At 68.9% G+C, this 15305-nt stretch carries 7 protein-coding genes and 4 pseudogenes; 6 read left to right on the top strand and 5 right to left on the bottom strand.

Annotated elements, in window-relative coordinates; translation table 11 throughout:
* Nucleotides 1–2: 2 nt before the first annotated feature.
* Nucleotides 3–380: a holo-ACP synthase gene (gene acpS, locus ACSJDS_RS09555; RefSeq protein ID WP_473033058.1), complete on the top strand. Its 378-nt coding sequence runs from the start codon at nucleotides 3–5 to the stop codon at nucleotides 378–380.
* Here the strand turns inward: acpS and ACSJDS_RS09560 are convergent.
* Entirely contained in the window at nucleotides 320–3037 is a 2718-nt protein-coding gene (locus tag ACSJDS_RS09560; RefSeq protein WP_473033059.1) for a response regulator, read from the bottom strand. The two genes, acpS and ACSJDS_RS09560, sit on opposite strands and share 61 nt — an antisense overlap.
* A gap of 118 nt (nucleotides 3038–3155) precedes the next feature.
* Here ACSJDS_RS09560 and cysM point away from each other — a divergent pair.
* The 5 genes and pseudogenes from cysM to ppc all read left to right on the top strand — a co-directional run bounded on the left by cysM (nucleotide 3156) and on the right by ppc (nucleotide 11266).
* A pseudogene (gene cysM, locus ACSJDS_RS09565) lies at nucleotides 3156–4051 on the top strand (cysteine synthase CysM).
* Between the two features lies 1 nt (nucleotide 4052).
* On the top strand, nucleotides 4053–5444 hold the full coding sequence (locus ACSJDS_RS09570) for a TRAM domain-containing protein (protein WP_473033061.1): 1392 nt from the start codon (nucleotides 4053–4055) through the stop codon (nucleotides 5442–5444).
* Between the two features lie 28 nt (nucleotides 5445–5472).
* Nucleotides 5473–7755: a GTP diphosphokinase gene (relA, locus tag ACSJDS_RS09575; RefSeq protein ID WP_473033062.1), complete on the top strand. Its 2283-nt coding sequence runs from the start codon at nucleotides 5473–5475 to the stop codon at nucleotides 7753–7755.
* Nucleotides 7752–8641: pseudogene (gene mazG, locus ACSJDS_RS09580) on the top strand (nucleoside triphosphate pyrophosphohydrolase). Before relA ends, mazG begins: the two are co-directional and overlap by 4 nt.
* Nucleotides 8622–11266 (top strand): annotated as a pseudogene (gene ppc / locus ACSJDS_RS09585) (phosphoenolpyruvate carboxylase). Before mazG ends, ppc begins: the two co-directional pseudogenes overlap by 20 nt.
* Nucleotides 11267–11581: 315 nt before the next feature.
* Here ppc and ACSJDS_RS09590 read toward each other — a convergent pair.
* The 4 genes and pseudogenes from ACSJDS_RS09590 to ACSJDS_RS09605 form a co-directional block, all read right to left on the bottom strand.
* Nucleotides 11582–12208: a hypothetical protein gene (locus tag ACSJDS_RS09590; RefSeq protein WP_473033063.1), complete on the bottom strand. Its 627-nt coding sequence runs from the start codon at nucleotides 12206–12208 to the stop codon at nucleotides 11582–11584.
* Between the two features lie 103 nt (nucleotides 12209–12311).
* The gene (locus tag ACSJDS_RS09595) at nucleotides 12312–12992 is read right to left on the bottom strand and encodes a ketopantoate reductase family protein (protein WP_473035013.1); all 681 of its coding nucleotides are present in this window, start codon (nucleotides 12990–12992) and stop codon (nucleotides 12312–12314) included.
* A complete protein-coding gene (locus ACSJDS_RS09600) occupies nucleotides 12989–13207 on the bottom strand; it encodes a hypothetical protein (RefSeq protein ID WP_473033064.1) in 219 nt (72 codons plus the stop codon). The genes ACSJDS_RS09595 and ACSJDS_RS09600 overlap by 4 nt, the downstream gene beginning before the upstream one ends.
* A pseudogene (locus ACSJDS_RS09605) lies at nucleotides 13204–15139 on the bottom strand (DNA topoisomerase III). The gene ACSJDS_RS09600 and the pseudogene ACSJDS_RS09605 overlap by 4 nt, the downstream one beginning before the upstream one ends.
* Nucleotides 15140–15305: the final 166 nt, after the last annotated feature.

A 15305-nucleotide genomic window follows, 5' to 3' on the forward strand; every position in this document is an offset into this window, starting at 1 on the left:
TGATGATCATCGGCATCGGCACCGACGTTGCCCAGATAGCCCGCTTCGATACGGCGGTTGCCCGCCACGGCGACCGCTTCGCCGAGCGCTTGCTCGGCGAAGCGGAGCGCGAGCGGCTGGCCGATCACGTCTCCCCCGGGGCCTACCTGGCCAAGCGGTTCGCCGCCAAGGAGGCCTTCGTCAAGGCGCTTGGCGTGGGGCTAAGGCGCGGCATGCGCTGGACCGAGATCCAGGTGGTCAACGACGCCCTGGGCCGCCCTTCGCTGGTGCTGGGTGGCAAGGCGCGTGAGCTGGCCAATGCCGCCGGGGTCAAGGCCATTCATCTGTCGCTTTCCGACGAGGCCGAGGTGGCGCTGGCCATGGTGGTGCTCGAAGGCTGAGCGGCGTGCCAGGCCTGGAGGCGCGCCATGGCCTGCAGCAGCTCGTCCATCAGCGCGGCTATCTCGGTCATGCCCCGCGAGCGCAGCCGCGTCTCCAGGGTCTCGGCCACCAGCGCCAGCTCGGGCGCCCCGCAGTAGCGGCAGGCCCCGTTGAGGGCGTGTACCGCATCCAACAGCCCCTCCTCATCGTGTGCCGTCAGGGCGGCACGCAGCGCTGCCTCGGTCGCCGGCAGCGATTTGGCCAGCTCGTCGAGCAGCTCGCGCGCCAGGGACTCGCTGCCATTGGCCAGCCGTGTCCCCAGGGCCAGGTCTACGGTGGCCAGTTCGCCGCTGGCAGAATGAGCCTGTGTCGCCGACGAGCGGGGTTCGGCAGCAGGTGGGGCGGCGGCCCCGCCCAGGTAGCGGCGCAGTACCCCTTCGAGCTCGTTGGCATCCACCGGCTTGAGCAGAATGCCCTGGAGGCCGGCCTCCAGCAGCTGGCGGCGGTCCTCCTCCAGGGCATGGGCGGTCACCGCAATCACTGGACACTTTGCCCAGCCGGCGTCGAGCCTGCGCAGGGCGCGGGTGGTCTCCACGCCGTCGATGCCCGGCATGCGAATGTCCATCAGCACCAGGTCGAAGAGGCGGCTTTCGGCCAGCGCCAGGGCCTCCTCGCCGCTGGCGGCTTGCTCGACGATCAGCCCCGGGCGCTTGAGCAGTTCGCCGAGCAGGCGGCGATTGCTGGCATTGTCGTCCACCACCAGCAGACGTGACTGGCGGCGCTCGCCGTTCGCGGTGAGTCGCGCGGTACTATGGCGTCGCAGCGCATCGGCCAGGGTTTGGCGTGGCAGCGGCTTGCAGAGGATCTCGCCTCCCTCGGGCAGCGCCAGATCGGGCAGCTCCAGCGGGCTGGCATTGGCCAGCAGCAGCACCGGGCAGGAGGCGGCTTCCAGCCGGCCCTGCCACTCATCGAGCTGTCGGCTGGTCGCCCTGGTGGGCAGTGCGGCGATCATCAGGGTGGCGTCCGGCACCGCGGCCAGGGGAGTGTCGGACTCGACCACCCGGGCGCCCCAGCTGCCGAGCAGGTGGCGAAGCGCATGGCGGGTGGGGGCGTGGGGCTCATGCAGGGCAATGCAAGCGCCGTCGAGGCTCCGCTCAGCAGGGGGCGCCTGTCGCTCGCTGCACTCCAGCGGCAGGGTGAAGGCGAAGGTCGACCCGCGGCCGGGCTCGCTCTCCACACTGATCTCGCCCCCCATCTGTTCTACCAGCTGACGGCTGATGGCCAGCCCCAGTCCCGAGCCGCCGTAGTGGCGAGGGTGGCTGGGGGCCGCCTGGCGAAAGGCCTGGAACAGCTCGAGCTGCTCCTGCTGCGACAGGCCGATACCGGTGTCGCTGACGCCTATGCGTAGCGCTACCTGGCCCGGCTCGGCCGACTCCTCGACCATGACCCGCACGATCACCTCGCCCCGGTCGGTGAACTTCAGCGCGTTGTGAACCAGATTGGTCAGCACCTGGCGAATGCGCAGGGGGTCGCCGCGCAACGAGGTCGGAACGTCATCGTAGACCAGACCCAGCAGCTGCAGGTCCTTCTGGTGCGCCAGCGGCGCCTGTAGGCCGAGCGCCTCGTCGACCAGAGTCACCATGTCGAGCTCGGTGCGGTCCAGCTCGAGTCGGCCGGCCTCGATGCGCGAGAAATCCAGGACATCGTTGACCAGCGCCAGCAGGTTGTCGCAGGCCACCTGGACCTGGTCGAGCCACTCTCGCTGGCGGGGGTCCAGGCGCGAACGGCCGAGCAGGCGACAGAAGCCGACGATGCCGTTGAGGGGGGTGCGAATCTCGTGGCTCATGCTGGCCAGGAACTCCGACTTGATGCGGCTGGCCTCGAGCGCCCGGCGATGCGCCAGGTCGAGCTCGATGTTCTTGATCTCGATGGTCTCCATCGACTCCTGCAGGTCGGCCGTGGTCTGCTCGATCTGGCGCTGCATGTTGTCCCGGGAGTGCTGGAGTTCATCGCCCAGGGCATTGACCTGCGCCGCCAGTTGACTGAGCTCGGCGGGTCCCTGCTCGTTGAGTCGAACATGGGAGTCGCCACGCCTCAGGCAGCGCAGGGCGCTTCCGGCGTCCCTCAGGCTGCTGTCCAGTCGCCGCCCCAACAGCGAGCCCAGCACGAACAGGCCGAGCCCCAGTACCAGCAGGATAAGCCCGGTGCTCGCCAGTCGCCGATAGTGGTCCAGGGTCAGGGAGCGGGTGTCGATATCGATCTCCAGCCAGGCCGCTGGCGAGGCGCCCGCCTGTTGCTCGGCGTCGGGCAGCGGCACCAGCAGCCGCCATCGGTCGTTGCCATCGTCCAGACGTGTCGCGTCGGGAGGCGCTGCGGCTGCGGACGTGTCGTTGCGTCCCAGCTCGAGCAGGGGGACCCCATCGCCTTCGTAGAGCCCGATCCCGCGGGCTTCCTCGATGGACAGCAGCTGCCGGGCCAGCGCGTCCAGGCGCTGGGTGTCCTGTTCGCCCAGCGCCACGCCGAGCCCAGGGGCCTGCAGCTCGGCAGCCAGGGTCAGGCGCTCCTTCAGGGCCGACTTGCGCCACTCGGTATCCTGATGAAGCACCAGCACGGCTACCGCCATCAGGGCTAGCGGCAGGCAGAGTATCCATAGCGTCAAACGGTTTCCGAGCGACATCGGGGCATCCTTGGCACGGTGATTCGCGCTCCAGTATGCCACAGGCGGGCGGGATGCCTGTCCAGTGGATGGCGCCCCGGATATAATGATGAAAAGGCGTTTCCATAAGGAAGGTTACATGCATTTCCCCACCCTCGAGGAAATCATCGGCAACACGCCGCTGGTGCGCCTCAAGCGTATTGCGGCGGGCCGCAACAATACCCTGCTGGCCAAGCTGGAGGGCAACAACCCGGCGGGGTCGGTCAAGGATCGCCCGGCGCTCTCCATGCTCGAGCAGGCCGAGCGTCGGGGCGACATCGCCCCGGGCGACACCCTGGTCGAGGCGACCTCGGGTAACACCGGGATCGCCCTGGCCATGGCGGCCGCCATCAAGGGCTATCGCATGGTGCTGATCATGCCCGAGAGCGCGTCGAGCGAGCGCAAGCAGGCCATGGCCGCCTTCGGTGCCGAGCTGATCAGCGTGAGCAAGGCCGGCGGCATGGAGGAGGCCCGCGACCTGGCCGAGGCGATGATTGCCCGGGGCGACGGTAAGCCACTCAATCAGTTTGCCAATCCCGACAACCCCCTGGCCCACTATCAGGGACCGGCCCCGAACTGTGGGAGCAGACCGCCGGCAGCATCACCCATTTCGTCAGCTCCATGGGCACCACCGGCACCATCATGGGGGTGTCGCGCTACCTCAAGGAGCGCAACCCCGAGGTGCAGATCGTTGGCCTGCAGCCAGAGGACGGCGCCAGCATTGCCGGGATTCGTCGCTGGCCCGAGGAGTACCTGCCCAGCATCTTCGACGCCTCGCGGGTCGATCGCGTGCTCGATATCGGCCAGCACGAGGCCGAGGTGCACATGCGGCGCCTGGCCCGGGAGGAGGGCATCCTGGCCGGTGTCTCATCCGGCGGCGCCCTGGCCGGTGCACTGCGCGTGGCCGAGACGGTGGAGAACGCGGTGATCGTGTTCATCGTCTGCGACCGTGGCGACCGCTACCTCTCCACCGGCCTTTTCGCACCGGAGGCCTGAGGTGGCGATGCTCGGCAAGCGCCGCCCGCCGCGCAAGCGCTCCGGCGTGTCCGGCCTGCAGGGGGCGCGAGAGACTGCACGCCGGCCCCGCCCCGATGCCGATCAGGCGGTGACCATAGAGCGCCTGGCCCATGACGGCCGCGGCGTGGCCCGTGCCGCCAGCGGCAAGACGCTGTTCGTCGAGGGGGCGCTGCCCGGTGAGCGCGTCGAGGTGGCGGTGCATCGCACCCGTCAACGCTTCGACGAGGCCCACGTGCGCACCCTGGTGGCGGTGTCTCCCGAGCGTGCCGTGCCGCCCTGTCCCCACTATGGCCAGTGTGGCGGCTGCGACCTTCAGCATCTGTCCCTTGAGGCGCAGCGTGCCCACAAACGGTCGGTGCTGGAGGAGCTGCTGGCCCGGGAGGGCATCGCGCTGCCAGCGCCCCCGGCCCTACTGGCCGAGCCGGGAAGTGCCTACCGTCGCCGTGCCCGGCTGGGCGTCAAGGTGGATGCCGAAGGCGGCCTGCACCTAGGCTTTCGCGCGCGTCACGCCAGTCGGCTGGTGGACCTGGAGGCTTGCACGGTGTTGGTGCCGTCACTGGCCACCCTGCTGGCGCCGCTGCGCGCGCTGCTGGCCACCCTGGAGGCCCCCCGGTGGGTGGGGCACCTGGAGCTGGTGGCCGGCGATGACGCCACGGCGGTGATCGTGCGCCAGCTGCGCGAGAATGGCGCCGACCGCCAGCGCTGGCAGGCGTTCGCTGCCGCCCAGGGAGTGGCCGTGGGGCGCTGGCTGGGGCGCGAGACACCCGTGTTCGAATGGCTGACGGCGCCGCCGAGTCTGGCCTATCGATTGCCTGGGGCCGGTGGCGAGCTGCGCCTGGGCTTTGCCCCGGGGGATTTCCTGCAGGTCAATGAGGCCGTCAACCGTCGCCTGGTCGCGACGCTGCGTGAGTGGCTGGCGCCGCTCGACGGGAGCGCCGTGCTGGATCTCTACGCCGGGGTGGGCAATTTCAGTCTGCCGCTGGCGGCCGATGGCGCCCAGGTGAGCGCCGTGGAGGGAAGCCCGGCGATGGTCGCGCGGCTGGCCGAGAATGCCCGGGCCAATGGCCTGGCGGTCAATGCGAGCCAGGCCGACCTCAACGACCCGGCCGCCGTGGCGGACCGGCTCGAGGCGCTTCGCCCCGGGGCAGTGGTGCTGGACCCGCCCCGGGATGGTGCAGACGCCGCCTGTCGCGCCCTGGTGGCGCATCCGGTGCCTCGGGTCGCCTATGTGGCCTGCGACCCCGCCACCCTGGCGCGGGATGCGGCACGCCTTGTGCATGGCGGTTACCGCATCAGCCGAGCGGCGGTGGCCGATTTCTTCGTGCACACCTCGCATCTGGAATCCGTGCTGCTGTTCGAGCACTACGAATAGCGGCCACCATCGCAAGGAGTGTAGCGAGATGGTGAAAGTGCGTGACGATCAGCCGTTGACCCGTGACGGTGACGTCGATATCGAACATTGGCTCGAGCGCCTGCAGGAGGACGTCAAGCTGCGCGACCCCGACGCGATGCGTCGCACCTGCGAGCTGGCCAAGCGCCTGGCAGAGGAGTCGCCACGCTCCCACAAAGCCTGGCTGCCGGCGGGCTCCAGCTTTCGCATGGGGCTCGAGATGGCCGATATCCTCGGCGAGCTCAAGCTGGACCAGTCGGCGCTGGAGGCGGCGGTGCTCTATCGCGCCGTGCGCGAGGGGCTGATGTCGCTGCCGGCCATCGAAAAGCACGTCGGTTCTGAGGTGGCGGGGCTGATCGACGGGGTGCTGCAGATGGCCGCCATCAGCAATCTCCAGACACCCAGCCAGGGCATGGTGCAGCACGACCAGCAGGACAATCTGCGCAAGATGCTGGTCAACATGATCGACGATGTGCGGGTGGCCCTGATCAAGATCGCCGAGCGAACCTGCGCGCTGCGGCAGGTGCGGGATGCTCCTCGCGAGAAGTGTCTGCAGGTGGCTCGGGAGGTCTTCGACATTTATGCACCGCTGGCCCATCGGCTGGGCATCGGCCAGCTCAAGTGGGAGCTGGAGGATCTCTCCTTCCGCTACCTCCACGAAGATGAGTACAAGACCATTGCGCGCCAGCTGGCCGAGAAGCGCCTGGACCGCGACCGCTATATCCACGAGGTGGTCGAGACCCTCAAGGGGCTGCTGGACGCCCAGGGCATCAGCCCCTACGACGTCAACGGTCGCGCCAAGCATATCTATTCCATCTGGCGAAAGATGAAGCGCAAGCGCATCGACTTCTCCCAGGTCAACGACGTGCGCGCGGTACGGATCCTGGTGCCTGAGGTGGCGGACTGCTACACCGTGCTGGGGCTCGTGCACTCGCGCTGGCACCACGTGCCCAATGAGTTCGACGACTATATCGCTAACCCCAAGAAGAATGGCTACCAGTCGCTGCATACCGCGGTGCTGGGCCCCGAGAACAAGGTGCTGGAGATTCAGATTCGCACCTTCGCCATGCACGACGAGGCCGAACTGGGCGTCTGCGCCCACTGGCGCTACAAGGGGCACGATACCAAGGCCAAGAGCACCAGTTACGAGGACAAGATCGCCTGGCTGCGCCAGGTGCTGGAGTGGCAGGAGGAGGTCGGCGACTTCGGCAACCTGCGCGAGGGGCTCTCCAGCGACGTGGCGCCCGACCGCATCTACGTGTTCACCCCCGACGGTCATGTGATCGACATGCCGCGCGTCGCCACGCCCATCGATTTCGCCTACCGGGTGCACACCGAGGTGGGTCACCGTTGCCGCGGGGCCAAGGTCGACGGCCGCATCGTGCCGCTCACCTACAAGCTCAAGACCGGCCAGCAGGTGGAGATTCTCACCGCCAGCAAGGGCGGGCCGAGCCGCGACTGGCTCAACCCCAGCCTCGGCTATGTGCGTACCTCCCGGGCCCGAGCCAAGATCCAGGCCTGGTTCAAGCATCAGGCCCGCAGCCAGAACCTCGAAGAGGGCAAGGCGCTGTTCGAGCGAGAAATGAAGCGCCTGGACATCGAGGACATGGACCTGGCGACGCTGGCCAACAAGGTCAACTACGTCAGCCCCGACGACATGTACGCGGCGCTGGGGGCCGGCGATCTGCGCATCGGCCAGGTGCTGCACCAGGCCCAGCAGCTGTTCGGCGAGACCGACGATCAGGAGCAGCTCGACCGGCTGCTGGCCAAGCCGCGCCGCGACGCCGCCAAGGGCGGCGGCTCCGACATCACCGTGCTCGGGGTGGGCAACCTCAAGACCAGCATGGCCAACTGCTGCCACCCGGTGCCCGGCGAGCCGATCGTCGGCTTCATCACCCAGGGGCGCGGGGTCACGGTGCACCGCCAGGACTGCCCCAATATCCTGCAGCTGCGCCTCGACGAGCCGCAGCGGGTGATCGAGGTGGAGTGGGGCGAGCGGGCCCGCACCCAGTATCCCGTGGATATCGAGATCCAGGCGTGGGATCGCTCGGGGCTGCTGCGCGACGTGACCAGCGTGCTCAGCCATGACAAGGTCAACGTGCTGTCGGTCAATACCCTGACCGACACCCGCGATGGCATCGCTCGCATGCGCATCACCGTGGAAGTCGATGGCCTGGAAACCCTGGGCCGGCTGTTCTCGCGGATCCAGCAGCTCTCCAATGTGATCGACGTCAAGCGCCTGCGCAGTGGTGCCAAGGGCGGCAAGGGAAAGCGCAAGGGGAAGCCGTCATGAGCGAGTTGCGCTACGACATCGATGACCTGCTGACCCTGATGGCGGTGCTGCGCGACCCGCGTGATGGCTGCCCCTGGGACATCAAGCAGGACTGGGACTCCATCGTCCCCCACACCCTGGAAGAGGCCTATGAAGTGGCCGATGCCATCGAGCGGCGCGCCTTCGACGAGTTGCCGGGAGAGCTTGGCGACCTGCTCTTCCAGGTGGTCTACTACAGCCAGTTCGGGGCCGAAGAGCGACGCTTCGATTTCCATGACGTGGTCCATGCGCTGACCGCCAAGATGCTGCGTCGCCACCCTCACGTCTTTCCCGACGGTACCCTGGCCTCGCGCCGGCCCGTCGGGGTTAGCGCGGCCGAGATCGAGGCGCGCCAGGTCAACAGCCGCTGGGAGTCGCTGAAGGCCGCCGAGCGAGCCGAGCGGGGCGACGGTGCGTCGGCGCTCTCTGCTCTTGACGATGTGCCCCGCACCCTGCCCGCGCTGTCGCGTGCCGCCAAGCTCTCCAAGCGCGCGGCCCGAGTCGGCTTCGACTGGCCCGACGCCCGTGGAGTGGTGGCCAAGATCCGCGAGGAGCTCGACGAAGTGGAGCAGGCGCTGGCCCTGGGCGACCGTGACCACGCCGCCGCCGAGGTCGGCGATCTGCTGTTTGCCGTGACCAACCTCGCGCGCACCCTCAAGGCCGACCCCGAACAGTGTCTGCGGGGACCAATGCCAAGTTCGAGCGCCGCTTTCGCTACGTCGAGCGGTCGCTGAGTGAGCAGGGGCTGCGGCCTCAGGACGCGGGCCTTGCCACCATGGAGCGCTACTGGCAGCAGGCCAAGCATGATGAACCACCCCACCCCGACCCCCCCAAGGAGGACGCCGGCCATGAGCCACGATCTGCATGAATCCCTGCGTGACAACGTTCGTATTCTGGGTGATAGCCTGGGCGTACCATCGCCGATGATCTTGGCCAGGGGTTCGTCGACCGGATCGAGACGATCCGCGGGCTGGCTAAGCAGGGGCGTCAAGGGGATGTACAGAGCAGCCGAGAGCTGATCGACTTCCTGCGCAAGCTGCCTGACCGGGAGCTGCTGCCGGTGACCCGCGCCTTCAACCAGTTTCTCAACCTGGCCAACATAGCCGAGCAGCACTACCGGGCGCGTTTTCGTCGGGTGGAGGACTATCGCCCCGGCAGCCAGCCCATGCTGGGTGAGCTGCTGGCGCGCGCCCGGGACTCCGGCCATGCGCCGCGCAAGCTGGTGGAGAGCCTGGCCAGCATGCGCGTCGAGCTGGTGCTGACCGCGCATCCCACCGAGGTCATACGCCGTACCCTGATCCAGAAGTACGACGCCATTGACGATTGCCTCTCGACCATCGAGTCCTCCGCCGACTATCCCGAGCGGGCCAGCCGCGCGCGTGGCCGCCTGGAGGAGCTGATCAGCCAGGCCTGGCACACCGACGAGATTCGCCACGAGCGGCCCACCCCGGTGGACGAGGCCAAGTGGGGCTTCGCGGTGATCGAGAACTCCCTGTGGCAGGCGGTACCCGACTTCCATCGCGACCTGGACAGCCTGCTGCTGGAGACCGCCGGCGAGCGGCTGCCGCTGGATGCCGCCCCGCTGGTCTTCGCCTCCTGGATGGGCGGCGACCGTGACGGCAACCCCAACGTCACTTCCCGGGTGACCCGGGAGGTGCTGCTGCTGGGGCGCTGGATGGCCGCGGATCTCTACTCCCGCGATCTGGACCAGCTCAAGGCCGAGCTCTCCATGTGGAAGGCCAACAGCGCGCTGCGTGCCGAGGTAGGAGACGTCGCCGAACCCTATCGCGAGCTGCTGCGGCGGCTGGCCACGCGGGTGGAGGCGACCCGCGACTGGGCCAAGGCGGAGCTCGACGGCAAGAGCTTCGAGGGCGGGCCGATCATCGAAACCCGCGACCAGCTCTATGCGCCGCTGCTGGCCTGCTACCGCTCGCTGTGCGACGTGGGGCTGGATACCATCGCCAACGGGGCCCTGCTGGATACGCTGCGCCGGGTGGCGGTGTTCGGCGTGACCCTGACCAAGCTCGACATTCGCCAGGAGGCGAGCCGTCATGCGCTGGTCATGGAGGAGCTCACCGGGGCGCTGGAGCTCGGCCACTACCGCGACTGGAGCGAGGCGCAGCGCCAGGCCTTCCTGCTCGCCGAGCTGGAGTCGCGGCGCCCCTTGATCCCGCGTCGCTGGGAGTGTTCCGCCGAGACCCGCGAGGTGCTGGATACCTTCCGGGTGATCGCCAGCGAGCAGCCCGAAGCGCTGGGCACCTACGTCATCTCCATGGCGGCCCAGCCCTCCGATGTCCTTACCGTGGCGCTGCTGATGAAGGAGGTCGGCGGGGCGGTGACGCTGCCCATCGCGCCGCTGTTCGAGACCCTGGACGACCTCAACCGGGCCGGCGACGTCATCGACCGTCTGCTGGCGCTGCCAGGCTACCGCGCCCTGGCCGGCGACAGTCAGGAGGTGATGATCGGCTACTCCGACTCGGCCAAGGACGCCGGCCAGCTGGCGGCGGCCTGGGCCCAGTACCGCGCCCAGGAGCGGCTGGTGGAGGTGTGTCAGCTGCGCGGCGTCGACCTCACCCTTTTTCACGGCCGCGGCGGGGCGGTCGGTCGCGGCGGCGGGCCGGCCCATGCGGCCATCCTCTCCCAGCCCCCGGGTCGGTGAACGGCAGCCTGCGGGTGACCGAGCAGGGGGAGATGATTCGCTTCAAGTTCGGCCAGCCCGATATCGCCTTGCGCTCCATGGAGATCTACGCCTGTGCGGTGCTCGAGGCGACGCTGCTGCCACCGCCGTCACCGCAGCCGCACTGGCGAGAAGAGATGGATCGCCTGGCCGAGATCGCCCATCGCGGCTACGTCAGCGTAGTCCGCGAGAATCCCGATTTGTACCCTATTTCCGGGCGGTGACCCCGGAAGGGGCGCTTGGACGCCTGCCGCTGGGCTCGCGGCCCACCAAGCGGCGTCAGGACGGCGGCGTTGAGACCCTCCGGGCGATTCCCTGGATCTTCGCCTGGACCCAGATCCGTCTCATGTTGCCGGCCTGGCTGGGCAGTGGCGAGGCCTTTGCCGCGCGCATCGAAGAGGAGGGGGGCTTGAAACCCTGCAAGAGATGCGTGAGCAGTGGCCCTTCTTCGGTACCTATCTGGACATGCTCGAGATGCTGCTGGCCAAGGCCGACGTGGGCATCGCCACCTACTACGAGCGGCGGCTGGTGGATGAACCGGCTCTGAAGGCGCTGGGCGAGGAGCTGCGCGAGCGCTGTGGTCGCCTGCAGTCGATGCTGCTGGCGATTCTCGACCAGCAGCAGCTGCTGGAGCAGATGCCCCTGATCCGCCAGGCGATCGAGGTACGCAATCCCTACATCGACCCGCTACACGGCCTGCAGGCGGAGCTGTTGCAGCGCAACCGGGATGCCGACGGCGCCATCAGCGGCGAACTCACTCGCGCCCTGATGGTCACCATGGCGGGGATCGCCGCCGGCCTGCGAAATACGGGGTAGGCCCGGGCTTCGACCGGGAGGAGCGAGGGGCAAGGCGCGAGGAAAACGATATTGGTGTCATGGCGCTGGCAGGGCACAATCCTGCTCGAACCTCGAACCTCGAACCTCGAACCTCGAACCTCGAACCTCGAACCTCGAACCTCGAACCTCGAACCTCGAACCTCGAACCTCGAACCTCGAACCTCGAACCTCGAACCTCGAACCTCGAACCTCGAACCTCGAACCTCGAACCTCGAACCTCGAACCTCGAACCTCGAACCTCGAACCTCGAACCTCGAACCTCGAACCTCGAACCTCGAACCTCGAACCTCGAACCTAGAATGGAAAGTGCACCGACGCGGTGATCTGATTGAGGTGCGCCATGCTGGGCGCATCGATCTCCTCGAACTCCAGGCGGCTGATCGCCCGGTTGAGCTGCAGCCTGGCGCCGAATCCCTGGATACGGGAGGTGCCGGCCGTTGCCATCTGGCGGCCGTCGCCATGGCCATGGTTCACCGGGTCGCCGGCCCAGTCCGCGTAGCCGGTCTTGGCATAGAGACCGAACTGGCCGAGGCGCACCCCGGCGATCAGGCTGCCGCCGAGGCTGGTGGTGTTGAGGAGTAGGTTCTCGCCGGCGTAGGCGCTTGGTACCTCGTCGCTGGTCCGATAGGTGATCTCGGCGCCCAGATCGAGTCGCGGCAGGGTCAGGGGCCGGTAACCGGCCACCACGCGAAAGCCCGAGGTGAAGCCGTCGAGGGTGCTGACGCTGTTACCCTGCAGCAGCACGCCGTTGTCTAGCGGTAGTAGCTCCGGGCTGTCACCGGCATAGGCGGGGGCATCGAGTTCGCCCGGCTGTGCCAGCGTATCTGCCAGGCTCATGACGTCGTCGCTGGCCAGCGCATTCGGTGCACCTAGCGATAGAGTCACTGCCAGTGCGGCAGCGGCATGGGTTCCCGGTTTCATCTTACCTGACCTCGAGAAACGGCGGGCAGCGAACGGTCGCTTGGCCTGCCAAATACCCATCTAGCATAACAACCCGGCTGAAGTTACGCCAGGCGCTGATATATCATCGGGCTGCCGCGAGCCAGTCGTCGAGTTCGGTCAGGCGGGGCGCCGCCAGACCATGGCGCCGGGCGGCCTCCTCCAGGGGGCCGAGAATGGCCTCCCGCTCGGTGGGGCGACCGGCGAGCACGTCCTGCAGCATGGAAGCGCGGTTTCCGGCGGTGTCCGCCACGACCCGCCAGACCCGAGCATGCCAGCCCCCCTCGGGGGCGGGAATCCCTTCGGCGGCCAGGATCGCTGCTACTTCATCGATGACGGCGTCGACCAGCGGGCGGAAGGGGCGGTCGCGCAGCTGGCCGTTGCGGATGCGAAAGCGCGCGACCAGCGGGTTGATGGCCGCGTTGACGGCCAGCTTCTGCCACAGCCGGTGACGGATATCGGTGACCGCGCACGCCTCGAGGCCGGCGGCGTTCAGGGTGTCGGCGAGGGCGACAGCCAGCGCGGTGTGGCCGCCGTCCAGGGCACCCAGCAGGGTCTCGCCGCGGCCGGCATGCACCACCCGGTCGTCGCTTTCGACATAGGCGCCTTCGGTGGTGGTGGCGCAGAGCACCGGGCCTGGATGGCGGGCGGTGAGGCGCGGCTGGCAGCCGAAACCGTTCTGCCACAGCACCAGCGCCGTGCCGGCGGGCAGCCGGTGGACGATGTCGCCGTAGGCCGCCTCGGCGGCGTAGGCCTTGGTGGTCAGATGGACGACCCGGGGGCGTCGTCAGGCAGGGCATCGAGACAGGCCACGGCCACATGGGAAACGAAGGGCTCGCCGCCGGGGGTGACCAGGGTCTGCTCGGCGGGCAGCGCCCGGCGCCCGATCAGGGTCGCCGGCGCGAGCTCGGCGAGGCGCAGGCCGATCAGGCGACCCAGGGCGCCGGGGCCGACGATCCAGTGGGTCTCCCGCCGGGTCATGCGGGGCCCCGCTTGCGGGAGGCGCGGCGCCGCGACTGGCCCTGTCCCGAGGTGCTTCGCCGGCGAGGGGCGCTTGTGCGGCGCCGGGTCGGGACGGAAGCCTCCTCGCCCTGCGCGCTGGCGAGCGCGCGGCGCAGCCCCTCGGCGTCGGCGCCGCCGAGCAGGCCGCGCAGGTCCTCGATCAGCGCCGCCACGAAGGTGCTCGGGTCGTCGCCCTGCTCGGCGATGGCGGCCAGCCGCTGCTCCCACAGGGCGGTGCGCTCGGGACGCGTCGCCGCCTCGGGCAGCGAGGCGATCAGTGCGCTGCCAAGCCGCGTGGCGCGCAGCGCCTTGCCCTGCCTGACCAGGTAGCCGCGCTGCAGCAGCGTTTCGATGATCCCGGCCCGGGTGGCCTCGGTGCCCAGGCCGTCGGATTCGCGCAGGGTACGCCGCACCGCGGAGTCGTCCACGTAGCGAGCGATGTTCATCATCGCCTTGATCAGGCTGGCGTCGGTAAAGGGCTCTGGGGGGCGGGTCTCGCGATCTTCCACCCCTGCCTGCTCGACCCGGCAGCGCTCGCCCTCGGCCAGGGGCGGCAGCGGGGCGCCTCGTCGCGGGTGGTGAACAGCGGCTTCCAGCCGGGCTGGAGAATGGTCTGGCCCCGGGCCCGGAAGCGTTCCCCCAGGATCAGGAATTCGGCCTTTACCTCGCGGGTGGCAAGCGGCGGGTAGAACTGGGCCAGGACGTTGCGGGCGATCAGTCGAAAGACGTCGGCCTCGGCCTTCTCCAGACGCGAGAGCTCCGCCGGCTTGCCGGTGGGGGCCAGGGCGTGGTGGGCGCCCACCTGCTTGTCGTTCCAGGCCCGGGAGCGCAGGGAGAAGTCCGCTCCGGCGAGCCATTGCGCCAGGGTGGCGTCGGCCTGGCAGGCTCGCTCCAGGGTAGCGCCGGCGGTACGCAGATGCTCCTGGGGGAGATAGCGGCAGTCCGAGCGGGGGTAGGTGATCAGCTTGTGGCGCTCATAGAGCCGCTGGCAGATATCCAGCACCGCCTTGGCCGAGAGCCCGAATCGCCTTGCGGCGTCGACCTGCAGCGCCGAGAGCGAGTAGGGCAGCGGGGCGGGCTGGCGCTTGTCGCGGCTCTCCAGGGAGGCGAGCTCCCCCTCGGCGCCGGGCAGGCGCTCGGCCAGTGCCGCCGCCGGCTCCCGCGCGAGCAGGCGCCCCTGGTCGTCCAGCGGATGGGGCTCGCCGGGCTGCCACCAGGCACGCAGCTGTCCCCGGGGCAGGGCCAGGTCGACCCACAGCGGGAAGAAGGGGCGGGGGTGAACTCGCGGATCTCCGCGTCGCGGCGGACGACCAGCCCCAGCACCGGGGTCTGTACCCGTCCCACCGAGAGCACGCCGTCGTGGCCCGCCTGGCGGCCGGTGAGGGTCCAGGCCCGAGTCAGGTTGATGCCGTAGAGCCAGTCGGCCCGGGCTCGGGACTCCGCGGCCCGGTAGAGCGGTTGGTAGCGAGCGTTGTCCTCGATCCGCGCCAGCGCGCGCTGCACCGCCGGGCGGTTGAGGTCGCTGATTAGCAGCCGCGACACCGGCCCTTTCCAGCCCAGGTGCTCGATCACCTCCTGGACCAGCAGCTGCCCCTCCCGGTCCGGGTCGCCGGCGTGGACCACCTCGCCGGCCTGCTTGAGCAGCCGGCGAATCACCGCCAGCTGCCCACGCGCCTTGGGCCGCGGGGTGAGCTTCCACTGCCCGGGCAGAATCGGCAGGTGGTCGAGCCGCCACTGCTTGAAGGCGGGGTCGTAGGCATCCGGCGGGGCCTGCTCCAGCAGATGGCCCAGACACCAGGTGATCACGGTGTCGCCCGCGTGGAGGGCGCCCTCGTCGCGTCGTACGCTGCCGGTCAGCCCCTCGGCGATGGCCCGGGCCAGGCTGGGTTTTTCGGCAATGATCAGGCGCATGGGAATGGTCGGCGGTTCTCTATGTGGTGGACATTCTTCCAGTATCGCGGCGCCGTGGCCAGATGTCGGGAGGCTTGTTGTTGTACAAAGTTTGTATCATTATGGGTGGCCCGCCAAGGCAAACGGATATTGTGCAGGCTGGCATGGCGTCAATCTCGGGGCATGG

The sequence above is a fragment of the Halomonas sp. SL18_1 genome (genome assembly GCF_055755715.1).